Source organism: Baekduia sp. Peel2402 (assembly GCF_052567285.1).
Map to the genome: position 1 here is coordinate 3,228,283 of NZ_CP199582.1, position 17,577 is coordinate 3,245,859.

Sequence of the window (17,577 nt, forward strand, 5' to 3'; positions counted from 1 at the left end):
CACCCTGCCCAACAGATGTCAGGCGCGCATGAGGGACGATCCCTCATCTTCGAACCCAAAGCTCAAGGCATCCCCGAGCTGCCCCCGCGAGTTGATCCCCAGCTTGATGTACACGCGCCCCAGGTGGTTCTCCACCGTCTTGGCCGTCACGAACAGCGCCTGGGCGATCTGCGCGTTGGTCTGCCCATCGGCCGCCATCAGCGCCACGCGCCGCTCGCTGGCCGTCAGCGAGTCGGCCCCGCTGAACTGCAGATGCCGCGGCCGCGCCCCGGCGACCTCCAACTCCGAGTTCGCCCGTTCAGCCAACACCGTCGCGCCGCACGCCCGCGCCAGCTCCACCACAACGGCCAGCCGCGCGCACGCATCCGAACGCCGCCCCGCGCGCCGCAGCGCCATCCCCAGCTCCAACCCGGCCCGTGCCAGCTGCAGCCGGCACGGTGAGTCCTCCAACAACTCCACCGCGGACTCCAGCAGCGCGATCCCGTCGCCTTCGCCCCGCGCCACGACCCCCGCGGCCTGCCCCGCCAGCGCGCAGCCCAACGAGGCGTTCGTCCCCCAGCGTCGTGCGACGGCCTCTTGCGAATCGAGCAACACACGCGCCTCGTCCGACGCGCCCATCCTCAACAGCACCCGCGCCGCCGGCACCCGCCAGTCGACCGACCCGTTCTCCACGCCCGTGTACGCCTCGCGGCGCCCGAACTCGCGCAGATCCTCCAAAGCCTCCGCCTCGCGACCCTGCGCGATCCGCAACAACCCCCGCGCGTAGAACCCGATGTTCATCTGCGCCAACGGCGGCAGCCACTCCCCGACCAGCCCTTCGTCCAACGCCACCGAAGCCTCCTCCAACTCACCACGCTCGATCAGCGCCAGCGCCAAATACGCCAACGACGCCGGCCGCAGGAACAGCGGCGCCTCGGCCAGGTCGATCCCCGTGCGCGCGTGCGCCTCGCTCTCGCGCAGGTCGCCCGCGCGGTAGGCCGTCATCGACGCCAGCACGCAGCAGGCCTGGAACCCGAAGGCGCTGCCGCGCTCGCGCGCCTGCGCCAAGCCGGCCGCGCACCAGCGCCGCGCCTCGTCGAGCTCGTCGCTGCCCAACAACACCCAGATCGCCTGCAGGAAGGCAATCGTGTCGGTCCCCGACTCGGCCAACAGCCGGCCCTCGGCCAGCGCCGCGCGCGCAACGGCCGCGGTCTCCGCCGCCGTCCCGTCCAGCCACGCCAGGACCGCGAAGTTCGCCAGCAGCAGCGGCTCGCCGCCGGGGTCGGTGCCCATCTGGTCGCGCAGCGCCAGCAGCCGCGTCCGCGCCTCCGGCATCAGGTCGAAGTTCAACAGCCCGACCGATCCGAACTCCGCCTCCAGCCGCACCGTGCCCTCCGGTCCCAACACGGCCGGCGACTGCAAGGCCTCCAACAACGTCGCCAGCGCCCGGACCGCGTCGCCAGTCGAGAAGATCGCCCGCGCCATCGTGATCGTCGCCGACACCCGCACCGCCGGGTCGTCGGTGAGCTCCGCGGCCTCGCGCATGTGCTCGATCACCGCCGCCGGATCGCCCGCGGCCATCCACTCCGCCTCGCCCAGCTCGGCCAACAACGCGGCCCTCACGCCTGGGCCGACCTCCTCGCGCAACGCGCGCTCCAGGTGCCGCGCCGCCACCTCGGGCGCACCGCGATCCGTCGCGGCGCTCGCCGCCCGGCGCAGCACGTCGACCACCCACGCGTCGCCGACCGGCCCGACCGCCGACAGGTGCGCTGCGACTTGGTCGGGCCCCGCGCCGCGCTCGTGCAGGACCATCGCCGCGCGCAGGTGCATCGCGGTCCGCTGGCCGGCACCGAGATCGGCTGAGACCGCCTCGAGGATCACGGGGTGGATGAAGCGCAGCGGCAGCTCGGCGGCCAGCACGCCGGCCGTGCTCAGCGCGTCGGCTAGCGCGTGCGCGTCGTCCTCTGAGACCTGCGCCAGCGCGGCCGCGTCGCGCAGCTCCACGCTGTCACCGAGGATCGCCACCGCGCGCGCGAAGTCCGCCGCGCCCGGCGGCAGCCGCGCCATCCGCAGGAACACCGCGCGCGAGACGGACTGCGGACCCAGCCGTCGCACGCGCAGTGCGCCGTCGTCGTCGGTCGGCACCGCGTCGGCGACCAGCGCGCTGAGCAACTCATGCAACAAGAACGGGTTGCCGCCGCTGGAGGCGTGGCAGGCCTGCGCGAAAGCGTCGCTGCACGGCGGCCCGACGCGCGCCCGCACGATCCGGGTCGTCCCGTCCTCCGACAGCACGCCGAGCGCCAGGACTTCGGTCGCCACGGCCGCCAGCTCGTCGAGGATCGCCGCGGTCGTGCCGCCCACGCGCGGCCGCGTCGCGCAGACGATCAGCACCGGCAGCCCCGCCAGGCGGTTGGCCAGGTAGGTCAGGAAGCGCAAGGACGCGGCGTCGGCCCAGTGGGCGTCGTCGACGGCCAGCATCAGCGGGCCCTCCTCGGCGAGGTTGGCCGCCAGCCAATAGAGGCTGTGCATCGCGGCGAAGTCGCTGTCGCCCGGCGTCGCGTGCCGGTCGCCGGGACCGTCGGAGAGCGTCGCGAAGCCGTGCGCGGCCGGTCCGGCCAGCAGCCGCGCGCGCGTCTCGTCGTCGGCGCCGTGCAGCGTGCGCTCGAACAGCTGGCGCACGACGCCGAGCGTGAAGTCGCGCTCCAGCTCGCGGCTGCGCGCCGACACCACGGTCATCCCGGCCTCCGCCGCATGCGCGACGCCCGCCCCGAGCAGCCCGGTCTTCCCGATCCCGGGCGGGCCCTCGACCACGATCAGGGACCCCTCGCCGGCCTTCGCGGACTCGACGGCTTCCACGAGCCGCGCGCGGTGCGCATCGCGCTCGACCAGGAGCGCGTCGTCGGCGGTGCCCATGGCTGCGAAGCATGCCTGAGAAACCCCCAGATTCCTACGTACCGGAAGTTGAGGGACCACCCCTCATGCGGTCTTGGCGCCCTAACGCCAGATTTCCGGTCCACAGAGCAAGCAGCACCCCTCCCCGAAGAACCAACCTCACAAGGAGCAGGTCCAGATCATGAAGTGGCGTAGCGCGGCAGCAGGGCTGACGATCGCGGCGATGAGCATCGGCGTGACGGCGTGCGGGTCGGACTCCGACTCGGCCTCCTCGTCCTCCTCCGACACGCTCTCAAAGAGCGCGTTGGTGACCAAGATGGACGCGATCTGCACGAAGGCCCAGACCGACGCCAAGGCGATCGAGGCGCCGACCGACTACCAGGACCCGACGGTGGCCGCGGCCTACTTCGACCAGGTCGCCCCGATCACCGACACCGAGACCAAGGCGCTGGCGGCGTTGAAGCCGGCCGACGAGGTCAAGGACGACTACGCGGCGTTCACGCAGGCCCAGACGGAGGCCAACGACCTCCTGCAGATGATCATGAAGAAGGCCGACAGCAAGGACGCCACCGGCCTCGACGACCTCAAGAAGGTCGAGCCGGCCGCCAACAAGGTCTCCGCCGCGGCCAAGAAGCTCGGGTCCAAGACCTGTGGCTAGCCGCGCGCTGGCGGCGATCGCGCTGGTGTGCGCGGTCGCCGCCGGGGCCGCCGGCTGCGGGGGCTCCTCCAGCGACGGCAAGGACAAGGAGGCCGACGTCGCGGCCGCCTTCAAGCAGGGCTACAGCGCTCAGCGCGCCCCGCTCAACAAGGTCTCCGACCAGATCGGCGAGACGCTCACCAGCGCCGACGGCAAGTCCGACACCCAGGTCGAGAGCGAGCTGCGCGCCGTCCAGGGCAGCTACCACGCGCAGCTGGCCAAGCTCGGCAGGCTCATCCCGCCGGACACGCTGAAGGCCGACTTCGCCAAGGTCACAACCGCCGCGGGTGTGCTCGATGCCGACCTCGTGGCGATCACCAAGGCAGCCGCCGCTCACGACGCGGCCGGTGCGCAGGCCGCGACCGAGCAGCTCGTCAGCCACGCGCCGGCGCTGAAGGCCGCGTCGGCGACGCTGGGCAGGAAGCTCGGGTTGAAGCCGAGCGCGGACGCGGACGCCACGACGACCACCGCGTCGGACGGTGGCGACGAGGCCGGCGGCAAGATCCACGTGGTCTACGACCCGCCGTCGGACGCCGACGCCAAGAGCGCCAAGGAGATCCTCCAGCTCGGCGGCACCGACGGCATCGCCGAGGGCCTCTCGCACTCCTTCGTCCTGCCCCAGGACATGGGCATCCACGTCGTCGACGGCTTCGTGGGCCCCAACTACGACCCGCAGACCAAGACCATCACCTTGTCCTACGGCTTCGTCAACTACGTCGCCGAGCAGCTCACGCGCAGCTTCCCCGGGTTGAAGAAGGACCAGAACGAGCTCGGCCGCGAGTGGGCCGCCGTCGACGGCTTCGTGCTCCTGCACGAGTTCGGCCACGCGCTGATCGACCTCTACGGCCTGCCCGTGCTGGGCAAGGAGGAGGACGCGGCGGACTCCGTGGCGACCGTCTTCCTGACGCGGACCGTCAAGAACGGCGCCGAGTACGCGTTCGACGCGGCGCGCTTCTTCAACGCGATGTCGGCCCGCCAGCGCAAGCTCGCGCCGTCGGCCTACTGGGACGAGCACTCGCTCGACAAGCAGCGTGCCTACGCGATCGTCTGCTGGATCGCCGGTTCCTCCGACGAGGACATGGCGACGGTCCGCGAGCTGGGGATCCTCGACGACGCGCGCCTGCAGCGCTGCCCGAGCGAGTACCAGCAGAAGGTCCGCTCCTGGGACGCCCTGCTCAAGCCGCACGTGAGGGGCTGACGCTTCTTCGGTTTCTCAGAGACTTCCCAGCTAGCCTCGGCACCCTCGTGTCCATGCGTGTGCTCGTGGTCGACGATGAACTCGCGGTGCGGACCTCTCTGCACCGCGCGCTGAACCTCGAGCGCTACGAGGTGGACCTCGCGCAGGACGGCCGCGAAGCGCTCGAACGCGTCGCGCAGGCGCGGTACGACGCGATCGTCCTCGACGTCTCGATGCCGCAGCTCGACGGGCTCGAAGCGTGCAGAAGGCTCCGCTCCGCCGGCGATCGCACGCCGGTCCTGATGCTCACCGCGCGCGACTCGGTGGACGACCGCGTCGCCGGCCTCGACGCCGGCGCCGACGACTACCTCGTCAAGCCGTTCGCGCTCCGCGAGCTCCAGGCACGGCTGCGCGCATTGCTCCGTCGCGTCGACGGCCCCTCCGACGAGCTCCGCTTTGGCGACCTGCGCCTGGAGCCCGCCACCCGCGACGTCTGGCGCGGCGAGCGGCGCCTGGAGCTGTCGCGCACCGAGTACGCGTTGCTGGAGCTCTTCCTCCGCCACCCGCGCCAGGTGCTCGAGCGCAGCGTCGTCTTCGAGCAGGTCTGGGGCTATGACTTCGGCGCGACCTCCAACGTCCTCGGCGTCTACATGGGGTACTTGCGTCGCAAGACCGAGGCCGGTGGCGAGCCGCGCCTCCTGCACACCGTGCGCGGTGTCGGCTACATCCTGCGCGAGGAACCCACGTGAGCCTGCGCCGGCGCGTGACGCTCATGTCCGCGCTGGTGGTCGGTGCGACGCTCGTGCTCGCGTCCGGCGTCTGCTACTTCGTCATGCGCGGCGAGCTGCGCGGGCAGATCGACGACTCGCTGCGCGAGCAGGCCGTCCAGGTCGCCCGCGCGCCGCGCTTCGATCCCGCCAACGGCGACCTGCGCCGCCTCCCGCAGCCCCAGCGTCGCACCGGCGCGTCGCAGGCCTACTTCCAGTTCGTCACGCCGGCCGGCACGAACCCACGGCCGCCCGGATCCAACGAGCCGTCGCTGCCGATCACCGCCGAGACCAAGGCCATTGCCAAGCGCGAGAGCGGCCGCGCCTGGACCGACACGACCGCCGACGGCGTCCACGTCCGGATGCTCACCGTCGGCCTGCCCGCCCGCGGCGCCCTACAGCTCGCGCGCAGCCTCAGCTCCGTCGACCGCGCGCTCTCGCGGCTGAAGATCGTGCTCGCGTTCCTGACGATCTTCGGCACCGGCTTCGCCGCGCTGCTCGCACGGATCTTCTCCCGCCCGGTCGCCGCGCCGACCGAGCAGGAGCTCGCCGACTCCCAGGGCGCGCTAGCCGACTCGCTTGCCGCCCAGCGCCAACTGGTCGCCGACGCCTCGCACGAGCTGCGCACGCCGGTGACCTCGCTGCGCACCAACGCCGAGATGCTCCGCGACGCCTCGCACGTCCCCGACGAGGAGCGCCGCCTGATCGCCGGCGAGGTCGTCGAGCAGGCCGAGGAGCTGACCGACCTAATCGGCGACCTCATCGACCTCGCCCGCGGCAACGTCCCAGACCCGAACGTGGAGGACGTGCGCCTCGACGCGCTGGCCTACGAGTCGGTCCAGCGCGCGCGCCGCCACGCGCCGCAGCTCGACTTCCGCCTCGACGCCGAGCCGGCCGTGGTTGAGGGCTCGCCGGAGCGCCTCGCGCGCGCGATCAACAACCTGCTCGACAACGCTGCCAAGCACTCGCCGGCCGGCGCCGTGGTCGAGGTCGGCCTGCGCGACGGCGTCCTGACCGTCCGCGACCACGGCCCCGGGATCGACCCTGAGGACCTCCCGCACGTCTTCGACCGCTTCCACCGCGGCGCCAACTCGCGCGGGCGCCCGGGCTCCGGCCTGGGCCTGGCGATCGTCAAGCAGGTGGCCGAGGCGCACGGCGGCACGATCACGCTGGACCGCGCGCCCGACGGCCCGGGCACGGTCGCTCGCTTGGCCCTTCCGGCCGTGCCGGTCGAGGCGCTGACCACGTAACTAACATCAGGGCTCATGGCCCTCTCCGCGCTCGCCGTCCTGGACGGCACGGTCCTGCCCGCCGACGAGGCCACCATCAACGTCACCGACCTCGGGTTGCTGCGGGGCGACGGGGTCTTCGAGGTCGTCAAGGTCTACGACGGCCGCCCGTTCGCGCTGGACGACCACCTGCGCCGGATGGCGAACTCCGCGCACAACCTGCGCCTGGAGATCGACCTGAGCGCCGTGCGCGCCGACGTCGACGCGCTGCTGGCCGAGGCCGGGCCGGTCAACGGCGCGATCCGCTTCCTGGTCTCGCGCGACGGTCGGCGCATCGGGCTGGTCGAGGCGGTGCCGGAGATCGCGCCGTCTGTCGCGCTCGCGCGCGTGGAGTACGTGCCGCCGCGAATCCTCGACGGCGTCAAGTCCTTGTCCTACGCGGGCAACATGCTCGCGCAGCGGATCGCCAAGGAGAAGGGGTTCGACGAGGCCCTGCTCGTGACCCCGCACGGCCGCGTGCTGGAGGCGCCGACCTCCTCGTTCTTCGCGTCCTTCGACGGCGAGACGCTCGTCACGCCGCCGCTGAGCGACCGCGTGCTGGACTCGATCACGCGCCGCCGCTTGTTGTCGCTCTTGCCGCACGCGCGCGAGGAGGTCATCACCTATGACTCGCTCGGGCGGGTGCGTGAGGCGTTCCTGGCCTCGACGACGCGCGAGGTCCAAGCGGTCTCGCGCGTGGACGACACGACCTTCCCCGACACGCCCGGCGCTCTCACGCGCGCCGCCGTCGACGTCTTCGCCGCGCACGTGCGCGAGGAGATCGCGCCCGCGTGAAGATCGTCACGGTCATCGGCAACCGCCCGCAGTTCGTCAAGGCGGCCGCGGTCTCGAGGCTGCTGCGCGAGCGCCACGACGAGGTGCTCGTTCACACCGGCCAGCACCACGATGACGAACTGAGCGCGATCTTCTTCGAGGAGCTGGCGATCCCGCGCCCGGCGCGTCAGCTGCACATCGCGGGCGGGACGAACACCGAGCAGACCGCGCGCATGCTCGCCGAGTTGGGGCCGTTGCTGGACGAGGAGGCGCCGGACGTCGTGCTCGTCTACGGCGACACCAACTCGACGCTGGCCGGCGGGCTGGCGGCGGCGCAGCGCAACGTCCCGGTCGTGCACGTCGAGGCGGGGATGCGGTCGTTTGACCGGACGATGCCCGAGGAGCTCAACCGCGTCCTGACCGACCACCTGAGCGAGTTGTTGTTGGTGCCGAGCGCGACCGCCGAGGCGAACCTCGCGCGCGAGTCGGTCGCCGGGCGCGTGGCGAACGTCGGCGATGTGATGGTGGATGTGTCGATGATGTTCCAGCCGCGGGCTCGGGCCGACCTGAAGCCGTTGCGCGAGGCGGGCGTGGAGCCGGGCGAGTACATCCTGTGCACGTCACACCGCGCGGGCAACGTCGACGTGCCGGAGCGCCTGCGGCGGTTGGTCGACCTGTTGTTGGCCTTGGACGAGCCCGTCGTGCTCCCGCTGCACCCGCGCACCGGCGCGCGCCTGGACGCCGCCGGCTGGCTCGACGAGCTGGCCGCCGCGCCGCACGTCCGCCTGACGCCGCCGCTCGGGTACATGGCCTTCACCTCGCTGCTGACCAACGCGCGGCGGATGCTGACCGACTCCGGCGGCGTGCAGAAGGAGGCCTACTTCGCCTCCGTCCCGTGCGTGACGCTGCGCGACACGACCGAGTGGGTCGAGACGGTCGACGTGGGCTGGAACGTCCTCGTCGACCTCGACGCCGACCGCGCGCTACAAGAGCTCCGCCGCGAGCCGCCCACCGCGCACCCCGAGCTCTACGGGGACGGCCGCGCGGGCGAACGGGTAGTGGCGGCGATCGACGCGCTCGCGCCGGTCGCGGCCTAGCTGCGCGGCGCGATCTCCGCGCCCGGGTCCGGCGTGCCGCCGTCCGGGCGCCCGATGCGCCGCACCGGCACGCCCGGGAAGCGCGCCGCGTCGAGCACGCCGCGCCCGTCGACCACCACGCGCACGCCCGGCAGCTCCGCGGCGCTGAGCGACTCATAGGCATGGTGATCGGCCTGGACGACCGCGGCGTCGACGGGCTCGCCGCTCGTCCACGGCTTGAAGCCGAGCCCGCGCAGCTCGTCGTCGGAGAACATCGGATCGTGGGCGACCACGTCCGCGGCGCGGCCCACCAGCGTGTCGCGCAGCGCGAAGGCCCCGCTGAACGCCGTCTCCTTCACGCCGCCGCGATACGCGACACCGAGGATCAGCACGCGCTTGCCCGCCACGTCGCCGAGCAGGTCGGCCGCGTAGGACGGCATCCGCTCGTTGATCTCACGCGCGGCCAGCGGTAGGCGCGCATCGGCGTCGCCGGCGAGCAGGAAGCGCGGGTAGACCGGGATGCAGTGGCCGCCGACCGCGATCCCGGGCCGGTGGACGTGCGAGTAGGGCTGGGAGTTGGCCGCGTCGATCACGTTGAGGACGTCGATCCCCAGCTCGTCGCTGTAGCGCGCCAGCTCGTTGGCAAAGGCGATGTTGATGTCGCGGTAGGTCGTCTCGGCGAGCTTGCTCAGCTCCGCGGCCTCCGCAGAACCCAGCCCCCGCACCTCGGCATTCAGGAACGAGGCGTACAACTCGATCCCGCGCGCCTCGCCCGCCGCCGTGAGCCCGCCGACCAACTTGGGGTAGTTGTCCAGGTCGGCGATCGCGCGCCCACTGAAGATCCGCTCCGGGGAGAAGACCAAGTGGAAGTCCTCGCCCTCGCGCAGCCCGGACGCCGCCTCCAACGCGGGCTTCACTCGCGAGCGCGTCGTGCCCACGGGCACCGTGGTCTCGATCGACACCGTGGTGCCGGGCTTCAACCCCCGCCCGATGTCGGCGACGACCGCGTCGAGGATCTTCCAATCCGGGCGCGCGCTCGCGTCGACCACCAGCGGCGGCACCGCCACGACGAGGTCCGGCCCTTCCGCGACGGCCGCCGCGGTGTCGGCCACCGCGCGCAGCCGCCCGTCGGCGACCGTCTCGGCCAGCGCCTCCGGCAGCCCGGCCTCGTTGGGGAACGGCGCCTGGCCGTTGTTCACCGTCTCGATCACGCGCGGGTCGACGTCGGCGCCGACCACCTCGTGCCCGGCCAGCGCGATCCGCGCGGCCAGCGGCAGCCCGACCTTCCCAAGCGCGACAACAACGGCACGCATCGACTACAACGCCACCGTCTCGCCGGACCGGGCGCTCTCCAACACGGCCTCGGCGACCGTCACCGTCTCCAGCCCCTCTTCGAGCGAGACGACCGTCGCGTCCTCGTCGCCGCCGATCAGCGCGCAGAAGGCCTCCAACTCGACCGCCAGCGGCTCGCGGCGCTCCAGCGCGTAGCGCGTCATGTCGCCCTCGGCGACGCCGCGCCGCGCCGCCGCGTCCGGCCACCCAGCGGTCGGGACGTGGGCGTTGGCGTAGAAGTACAGGTCGGCGCTGAGCGTGTCGGCGACGAGCATGCCGCCCTCGCCGAGCACGCGCGTGCGGCGTACCTTGGTCGGTGTCAGCCAGTCGACCATCGAGTTGAACGCGCGGCCGTTGTCCAGCCGTCCGGTGACCAGGACCAAGTCCTCGTGGTCGCGCCCCATGCGGTGCTGGGTCTGCGCCGCTACTCGCTCGATCGGCGCGTCGCCGAGCCAGCGCACGAGGTCGAGGTCGTGCGTGGCCAGGTCCTTGACCACGCCGACGTCCTTCACGCGATCCGGGAACGGCCCGACGCGCTCGGTGCCCACCATGTAGACCTCGCCGATCTGGCCGGCCTGCACGCGCTCGCGCAGCGCGAGCAGCGCCGGGTTGCAGCGCTCGACGTGGCCGACCGCGCCGCGCACGCCCGCCGCGCGTACCGCGTCGATGATCGCGCGCGCCTCCTCGACGGTCGCGGCCAGCGGCTTCTCGATCAGCACGTGCACGCCGGCCTGCGCCAGCGTCTGCGCCACCGCGACGTGCTCCTCGGTGGGCACGGCGATGACGGCGAAGTCGGGAGCGCCGCCCGCTCCGCTCAGAAGCGCGTCCACCGAGTCGTACAACAACGCGCCGTCCCGCACCGCGCCGAAGCGGTCGCCGCCGGGATCGACGGCGCCCGCGAAGCGCATCGCCGCGTTGGACTGCAGGATGCGCGCGTGGTGGCGCCCCATCATCCCCAGGCCGATGACGGCGCCGCGCGGGGGCTCGAGGCGTCCCACGGAGGGAAGGCTACGCGGTGGCGCGGATCGCGTCGGAGGCGAGGGCCGAGTCCTTGGCGCCCTCGGTCCAGATGATCTGCTCGCGGCCCGGGCCGACGCCGACCAGCACGACCGGCACGCCGACGGCCTCCTCCAGGAACGCCAGGTAGGACTTGGCGTTGGCCGGGAGGTCCTCGTAGGAGCGGATGTCGGAGATGTCCTCGGTCCAGCCGGGCAGCTCGGTGTAGACGCCCTCGGCGTGGTGCAGCACCGACTGGTGGTACGGGAACACGTCGGTGATGAAGTCCTCGTCCTTGGTCCCGCGGTACTGCGTGCAGACCTTGAGCGTCTCGAAGCCCGACAGCACGTCCAGCTTGGTGACGGCCAGCGCGCTGAGCGAGTTCAGGCGCGCGGCGTAACGCAGCGCGACGACGTCGAGCCAGCCGGTGCGGCGGGCGCGGCCGGTCGTCGTGCCGAACTCGCCGCCCTTCTGGCGGATCTCCTCGCCGAGGTCGTCGTGCAGCTCGGACGGGAACGGACCGGCGCCGACGCGCGTGGCGTAGGCCTTGGTCACGCCCCACACCTCGGCGATGTCGCGCGGGCCGACGCCGGAGCCCGTCGTCGCGGCGCCCGCGACCGGGTTGGACGACGTCACGAACGGATAGGTGCCGTGGTCGATGTCCAGCAGCGCGCCCTGGGCGCCCTCAAAGAGGATGTGCTTGTCCTCGTCCAGCGCGCGCCACGCCAGCGCGGACGTGTCGGCGATGTGCTGCTCGAGGCGGTGGCCGTAGGTGAGGTACTCCTCGGTCATCGTCTGCAGGTCGATCTCGCGGCTGAAGGGGCGCAGCTGCTGGCGCTTGGGCTCCAGCGCGGCGGCGATCTTCTTCTTCAGGATCCGCTCGTCGAGCATGTCCTGGACGCGGATGCCCAGGCGCGCGGCCTTGTCGGCGTAGGCGGGGCCGATGCCGCGCTTGGTCGTGCCGATCAGGTTCTTGCCGAGCTTCTGCTCGCCCTCCATGTCCAGCAGGAGGTGGTAGGGCATGATCAGGTGCGCGTTGGCGCTGAGCTTCAGGCCGCTGACGTCGACGCCGCGGGCACGCAGGTCGTCGATCTCGGTCGTCAGGACCGCCGGGTCCACGACCACGCCGTTGCCGATCACGCAGGTCCGGCCCGGGTACAGGATGCCGCTCGGGATGAGGTGGAACTTCCACGTCTCACCCGCGTGGATGATCGTGTGGCCCGCGTTGTTGCCGCCCTGGAAGCGGACAACTACGTCTGCGTGCTCGGCAAGGAGGTCGATGACCTTGCCCTTGCCTTCATCGCCCCACTGGGCGCCGACGATCACGGTTCCTGGCATTTCTTTTGAAATTGTAGGGAACTCGGGGCCGCCGACCGGGCTCGCGGCCCGGAAATGGCCTGACTAGGCGGCGCGCTGGAGGCCCAGGAAGCGCGGGTACTCGCCCTGGAAGGTCAGCGGCACGTCGCCGAGGCCGCCGTTGCGGTGCTTGGCGACGATCAGGTCGGCCTCGCCCGGGCGGTCGGTGTTCTCGTTGTAGTACTCGTCGCGGTAGATGAACATGACGAGGTCGGCGTCCTGCTCGATCTGGCCGGACTCACGCAGGTCGGAGAGCATCGGGCGCTTGTCGGTGCGCGACTCGACGCCACGGGAGAGCTGCGACAGCGCGATGACCGGGACTTCCAGCTCGCGCGCGAGGATCTTCAGTCCTCGGGAGATCTCACCGATCGCCTGCACGCGGTTGTCGGTGCGCGCGTCGGTGCGCAGCAGCTGGAGGTAGTCGACGATGATCATGCCCAGGCCGCCGTACTCGGCCATCGTCTGCTGGTGCAGGCGGCGGGCCTTGGCGCGGACCTCGAGGATCCCGATGTCCGAGGAGTCGTCGACGTAGAGCGGGGACTTGTCGTAGCGGGCCGCGGTCTCCAGGACGCGCTTCCACTTGCGCTCGTCCTTCAGGCGGCCCTTGCGCAGGTCGTCGCCCTTGATCGACGCCTGCGAGGCGATGAAGCGCTGGGCGAGCTCGGACTCGCTCATCTCCAGCGAGAACAGCGCGACGGGCCGCGGGCGGTCGGGATGCAGCGCGACGTTCTCGGCGATGTTCGTGACGAAGGCCGACTTGCCCATCGACGGGCGCGCGGCGATGATGATCATGTTGCCGGGCTGGAAGCCGCCGGTCATCTCGTCGAGCTCGGTGAAGCCCGACGGCGTGCCGGTCATCGTCTGGCCCTCGGTCGAGAGCATGTGCCAGCGGTCGAGCTCCTCGTGCAGGACCTCGCCGACCTTGCGGAAGTCCTTCTGGCGGTCGTCGCGGCCGACCTCGAGCATCGCCTTCTCGGCCTGCTCGACCGCGTCACGCGGCGACAGCTCGTGGTTGTGGACCGTCGACTGGATCTCGTAGGTCGCGTTGAGCAGCTTGCGCAACAGCGACATCTCGCGGACGATCTGGCCATAGCGGCGCAGGTTGCCGACCGCCGGCACCGCGGCCGTCAGCCCGTCGATCTCCGCGGGTCCACCCGCCTGCTCCAGCGCGCCACGCGCCCGCAGGTGCTCGGTGACCGTGACGACGTCGATCGGCTCGCTCTCCTCGTACAGGGCGAGCATCGACGCGTAGATGACCTGGTGGCGCTCCCGGTAGAAGTCCTCCGGCTTCAGGCCCTCCTCGATGACGTACGCGTAGTGGACCTTGTCCGACAGCAGCACGGCGCCGAGCACCGACTGCTCGGCCTCGGTCGAGTGCGGCGGGGCGAGCGCCGCCTGGCCCATGGAGGAACCGGACCCACCCGCCCCCTCGGCCTCGGAGTAGTCATAGTCGTACGTCGTCACAGTGAGCAGACGACCGTAGCGCGCCCCCAGGCGGCAAGCACGCGAAGTTGCCGCTCTGCGCGCGCTATTTCGTAACGGTCGCGCGGGCGGTGCCGCCGCTTAACGCGCGACGGCGCCCCGGAGGGCGCCGTCGCGGCGAAGCGGTATGCGAGCAGCGGCCGGTTAGGCCTCCGACACCATGACCTTGACCGAGGCGGTGACGCCCTCGGCGATCTCCAGCTCGACCTGGTAGGTGCCGACGTTCTTGATCGGCTCGTCGAGCTTGATCTTGCGACGGTCGACCTCGATGCCGCGGGCCTCCTTGATGGCCTCGGCGATGTCCTGGTTGGTGACCGAGCCGAACAGGCGGCCGTCCTCGCCGGCCTGCTGGGCGATCGTCAGGACCGTCTTGTTCAGCTGCTCCGCCTGCTCCTGGGCCTGGGCGATGCGCGTCGCCGTGGCCTTGTTGTAGGCGTCCTGGTTGCGCTCGGCCTCGCGGAGGAGGCCCTTGCTGGCCGGGGCGGCGAGCTTGCGCGGGATCAGGAAGTTGCGGAGGTAGCCCTTGGAGACGTCAACGACGGCACCGCGGGAGCCGACGCCATCGACGTCCTTGAGCAGGATGGCCTCAGGCATGGCGCTAGTCCCGGTCCCGATCGCGGTCACGGCCGCGGCGGCCGCCGACGGACTCGGACGCGGGCTCGGCGGCGTACGGCAGCAGGGCCAGCTCGCGGGCGCGCTTGACGGCGGTCGCGATCTGGTTCTGGTGACGACGGCAGGCGCCCGTGATGCGGCGCGAGCGGATCTTGCCGCGCTCGGAGACGAAACGGCGCAGGCCCGTGACGTCCTTGTAGTCGACGAGCTCGATCTTGTCCTTGCAGTACGGGCAGGGCTTGCGACGCCCGCTGCCCGGGCCGCCCTTCTTGTCCCGGCGGCGAGCCGGCTTCGTCGCGCTCTTGCGCTGCTTGGCCACGGTGTTCCTTCTGCTTGGGTGTTGCGAATGAAGTCTTGACGTGCGAACGCGCGCCTAGCTGGACGCGCGAACGGACAGTGTGACACGTGCGCCGCCGGGGCGGCGCGTGGCACCTACCGGACGGTCCGGATGGACCGAGCCGGTGCGGCGACTCAGGGTAGCGGCTTACGCGTCCTCTTCAGGATCCCGCGCCACGGCGATGCCCAGCGCCGCGGCGAACGCCTCGGCCTGGTCGACGACGTCGGGCCACGGCATCGCGGCGCCGCGCAGGTCCTGCAGCGACCGCACGCTTTCCAGCCGGCAGCCTTCGAGCAGGACGCGCTGATGCCGCGACCGATCGAGCGTCGCCCGGCTCAGATCACAGGACTCGAACCGCACGTCGCGCAGCTGCGCACCCTCCAGGGAGATCTCGCGCAGCTCGCATTTCGTGAACCGCACGCGATCCAGTCGCGCTTCGGCCAGCACCGCGAAGTCCAGCCGGCACCCGACGAACACGACGTCCTTGATCGTCGTCTCGATCAGCTGCGCGCCGGTGAGCCGGCAGTCGGTGAACACCACCCGGTCGATGTGCCCCTTGGTGAGATCGAGGTTCGCGAGGTCCGCGCCGACCAGTTCGGCGTCGTGAAGGTGGAGGTCGTGCAACTTCGCGCCGGCCAGCGAGCCCCGGACACGCGTCTCCTCGATCGTGACGCCGCGTGCCACCACGCCCGGCGCGAGCGCGCCGGTCAGCTCGACACCCTCGATCCGGGCCTCGTCCTCCATCGCCAGCCGCATCAGATCCTCCCCACGGAGGTCCTCCACGCCACGCGGGCCCACCGGCTCCCTCGGGCTGGGGTCGTCGAACTCACGTCTGGCCATCGGCTCCATCCTCGCACGCGGCTCGATCAGGAATTCGCGTCGTCGCGTCGAACTCCGCTGACCGATGAGCGAGTCAGACACCATGCCTGTCCCACCTTCTCCTCACGTCGCGGGCTCGTGGGTGACGCTCCCGCCAGCTGAGCGCGTTGCGCGGCGTGTGTTGCTTGGACTGCTCATCACCTACCTAACGGGCCTAGTGGCATGTGGTCTTGCCCTGCTCCATCAGGTGTGGGCCGGGCCGAAGGCTGTCCATATCGCGGTCGATGTGGGTGTCCTCGCTGTTGTCGCAGTGGGTTACGCAGTTCACGAAAACCCCGCCCGGGAAGGGTCGTTTACGCGTCAGGCTCTTGAGGATCCGCTACTCGCGCATACCGGCGCCGTACTCGTGGCATTTGCCGCCGTGCCATGGATCGGCGCAGTGGGGTTGATGGGCGCTGATCTGGCATTGCGCTCAGCCTTCTACGAGCAGATCGTGCAGGTCATCCCAGTTCTGCTGCTGGCCGTCATCCTCGAGCGTCAATTCTTCGACGTGCGCTCGCAGGCTGCTCCACGGAATCAGCGTGCGGACCGGTTCATCCTACGAGCGGGATTCTTCGTCCTCGTCGTAGGCCCAGCGGTCGCTGAACTGTTTGGGCTCGCCGCAATCGCTACGAGCACGGGATGGATCGAGGCCATGTCCACATTGTTGGCAGGCATGACGATCCCGGCGCTTCTTACTCTGATCCTCACCCCGCCTCTCGCTGCTCTTTATGCGTTGGACGTGCCTAACTCGGGTGAGCCGGCCGCTTAAAGCGGAGAGCCCCCGGTGCCGTGGGGGCGCCGGGGGCTCGGAGATCCTGCGGAAGCTGCGGGGAGCGGGCCCGCGTGCAGGAACTTTCTAGAACGGGATGTCGTCGTCGGCCGGCGTGGAGACCGGCGTCGAGACGGGCTGGGGCGTCGCGGCCGGCGGGCCGAAGTCCGAGGTGTTGGTCGGCACGTCGGCGCGGGGCGTGAAGCCGCCGCCACCGCCGGCGTTGTCGTCACGGCCGCCGAGGAACTGGACCGTGTCGGCGACGATCTCGACCTTGGAGCGGTTCTTGCCGGTGTCCTTGTCCTGCCACTCCGACCACTCCAGGCGGCCGTCGATGGCGACCGGGCGTCCCTTGGAGAGGTAGCGCGCGGCGTTCTCGCCCTGAGCGCCCCAGACCGTGACGTCGAAGTAGTTGGGCTTGTCCTCCCACTCGTTCGTCGCGTTGTTCTTGCGGCGCGTGTTGACGGCGACGCGCAGCTTGCAGACGGACGTGCCGCTCGGCAGGGAGCGCAGCTCGGGATCGAAGGTGAGGTTGCCGGTCAGGATGACCCGGTTGATGTTGGAGGCGGCCACAACGGGCTCCTTTCGGGGGCGAACTTGAAGTCTGCGGCGAGTCTAGGGGCCGGTCCTGACGCCAAAGCGGGAAAGCCTGCAACGTCCGGCCGTTTCTGCGCGATGTCTGTGCAGTTCACGCGGGTTCCGCCGCAAGACGGTCCCCAGAACGACAGCAGCGCCGCCGGATGGCGACGCTGCAAAAGCGATACGCGGGTGTGCGGAGGAGCGCTTAGAGGCGCTCGACCGGCGCGGCCTCGGCCGGCGCCTCGGAGGCGACGGGCTCGGAGGCGGACGCGGTCAGGTCCGGCACGGCGCCTTCGCGCCCGCGGAGCTTGATGACGCGGAAGCGGACGAGGCCGTCGGCGATCCGCAGGTAGCGATCGAGCGCCGCCGGGACCTCCGGACCACCCTGGAACTGCAGCAGGTGGTACTCGGCGTCGTTCTTGTGGCGGATCTCGAACGCGGTGCGGCGAACGCCCCAGTCGTGCTTGCTGACGACGGTCGCGCCGTTCGTGTCGAGGATGCGCTCGGCTTCGGCGAGCACCTTGCTGCGCTGCTCCTCCTCGGCGGAGGTGTCGAGCAGCAGCATGAGGTCGTAAGTCGGGTTCTGTGCAGGCATGAGAAAAGGGCCCCGAGGGCGACGGCTG

Annotated in this window: 17 protein-coding genes; 7 read left to right on the top strand and 10 right to left on the bottom strand. The window is 71.1% G+C overall.

Translation table 11 applies throughout. The features are described 5' to 3' along the window. Positions 1 to 18: 18 nt before the first annotated feature. Positions 19 to 2,892 carry a helix-turn-helix transcriptional regulator gene (locus tag ACT01A_RS15835; protein WP_445148053.1) on the bottom strand — a complete coding sequence of 958 codons (2,874 nt, stop codon included), beginning with the start codon at positions 2,890 to 2,892 and terminating at the stop codon, positions 19 to 21. A gap of 160 nt (positions 2,893 to 3,052) precedes the next feature. Between ACT01A_RS15835 and ACT01A_RS15840 the strand changes: the two genes are divergently transcribed. Genes ACT01A_RS15840 through wecB form a run of 6 tightly spaced genes read left to right on the top strand, consistent with a single transcriptional unit; the run spans position 3,053 to position 8,651 of the window. Next, entirely contained in the window at positions 3,053 to 3,529 is a 477-nt protein-coding gene (locus ACT01A_RS15840) for a hypothetical protein (RefSeq protein WP_445148054.1), read from the top strand. Beyond that, positions 3,522 to 4,766, top strand: coding sequence for a DUF4344 domain-containing metallopeptidase (locus ACT01A_RS15845; protein WP_445148055.1), 1,245 nt, complete (start codon positions 3,522 to 3,524; stop codon positions 4,764 to 4,766). The genes ACT01A_RS15840 and ACT01A_RS15845 overlap by 8 nt, the downstream gene beginning before the upstream one ends. A gap of 53 nt (positions 4,767 to 4,819) precedes the next feature. Next, positions 4,820 to 5,494 carry a response regulator transcription factor gene (locus ACT01A_RS15850; RefSeq protein ID WP_445152837.1) on the top strand — a complete coding sequence of 225 codons (675 nt, stop codon included), beginning with the start codon at positions 4,820 to 4,822 and terminating at the stop codon, positions 5,492 to 5,494. Further along, the gene (locus tag ACT01A_RS15855) at positions 5,491 to 6,762 is read left to right on the top strand and encodes a sensor histidine kinase (protein ID WP_445148056.1); all 1,272 of its coding nucleotides are present in this window, start codon (positions 5,491 to 5,493) and stop codon (positions 6,760 to 6,762) included. Before ACT01A_RS15850 ends, ACT01A_RS15855 begins: the two co-directional genes overlap by 4 nt. Positions 6,763 to 6,777: 15 nt before the next feature. Then, positions 6,778 to 7,575, top strand: coding sequence for an aminotransferase class IV (locus ACT01A_RS15860; protein ID WP_445148057.1), 798 nt, complete (start codon positions 6,778 to 6,780; stop codon positions 7,573 to 7,575). Beyond that, on the top strand, positions 7,572 to 8,651 hold the full coding sequence (gene wecB / locus ACT01A_RS15865) for a non-hydrolyzing UDP-N-acetylglucosamine 2-epimerase (RefSeq protein WP_445148058.1): 1,080 nt from the start codon (positions 7,572 to 7,574) through the stop codon (positions 8,649 to 8,651). The genes ACT01A_RS15860 and wecB overlap by 4 nt, the downstream gene beginning before the upstream one ends. Here wecB and ACT01A_RS15870 read toward each other — a convergent pair. From ACT01A_RS15870 to ACT01A_RS15900, 7 genes are all read right to left on the bottom strand, one after another. Further along, the gene (locus tag ACT01A_RS15870) at positions 8,648 to 9,943 is read right to left on the bottom strand and encodes a nucleotide sugar dehydrogenase (protein WP_445148059.1); all 1,296 of its coding nucleotides are present in this window, start codon (positions 9,941 to 9,943) and stop codon (positions 8,648 to 8,650) included. The genes wecB and ACT01A_RS15870 overlap by 4 nt on opposite strands. A gap of 3 nt (positions 9,944 to 9,946) precedes the next feature. Next, positions 9,947 to 10,960, bottom strand: coding sequence for a Gfo/Idh/MocA family protein (locus tag ACT01A_RS15875; protein WP_445148060.1), 1,014 nt, complete (start codon positions 10,958 to 10,960; stop codon positions 9,947 to 9,949). Between the two features lie 10 nt (positions 10,961 to 10,970). After that, on the bottom strand, positions 10,971 to 12,296 hold the full coding sequence (locus ACT01A_RS15880) for an adenylosuccinate synthase (RefSeq protein WP_445148061.1): 1,326 nt from the start codon (positions 12,294 to 12,296) through the stop codon (positions 10,971 to 10,973). A gap of 63 nt (positions 12,297 to 12,359) precedes the next feature. Then, complete coding sequence (gene dnaB, locus ACT01A_RS15885; RefSeq protein ID WP_445148062.1) at positions 12,360 to 13,778, bottom strand: replicative DNA helicase; 1,419 nt, start codon at positions 13,776 to 13,778, stop codon at positions 12,360 to 12,362. A 162-nt stretch (positions 13,779 to 13,940) separates the two neighbouring features. Then, positions 13,941 to 14,390, bottom strand: coding sequence for a 50S ribosomal protein L9 (gene rplI / locus ACT01A_RS15890; RefSeq protein ID WP_445148063.1), 450 nt, complete (start codon positions 14,388 to 14,390; stop codon positions 13,941 to 13,943). 4 nt (positions 14,391 to 14,394) lie between these two features. Next, positions 14,395 to 14,727, bottom strand: coding sequence for a 30S ribosomal protein S18 (gene rpsR, locus ACT01A_RS15895; RefSeq protein ID WP_272475166.1), 333 nt, complete (start codon positions 14,725 to 14,727; stop codon positions 14,395 to 14,397). Positions 14,728 to 14,892: 165 nt separating this feature from the next. Beyond that, positions 14,893 to 15,669, bottom strand: a complete 777-nt coding sequence (locus tag ACT01A_RS15900; protein WP_445148064.1) for a pentapeptide repeat-containing protein — start codon at positions 15,667 to 15,669, stop codon at positions 14,893 to 14,895. A 73-nt stretch (positions 15,670 to 15,742) separates the two neighbouring features. Here ACT01A_RS15900 and ACT01A_RS15905 point away from each other — a divergent pair, with 73 nt between their 5' ends. Beyond that, complete coding sequence (locus ACT01A_RS15905; RefSeq protein WP_445148065.1) at positions 15,743 to 16,375, top strand: hypothetical protein; 633 nt, start codon at positions 15,743 to 15,745, stop codon at positions 16,373 to 16,375. A gap of 87 nt (positions 16,376 to 16,462) precedes the next feature. Here ACT01A_RS15905 and ACT01A_RS15910 read toward each other — a convergent pair whose 3' ends face one another. Beyond that, the gene (locus ACT01A_RS15910) at positions 16,463 to 16,948 is read right to left on the bottom strand and encodes a single-stranded DNA-binding protein (RefSeq protein WP_445148066.1); all 486 of its coding nucleotides are present in this window, start codon (positions 16,946 to 16,948) and stop codon (positions 16,463 to 16,465) included. 211 nt (positions 16,949 to 17,159) lie between these two features. After that, the gene (rpsF, locus tag ACT01A_RS15915; RefSeq protein WP_445148067.1) at positions 17,160 to 17,549 is read right to left on the bottom strand and encodes a 30S ribosomal protein S6; all 390 of its coding nucleotides are present in this window, start codon (positions 17,547 to 17,549) and stop codon (positions 17,160 to 17,162) included. Positions 17,550 to 17,577 lie beyond the last annotated feature (28 nt).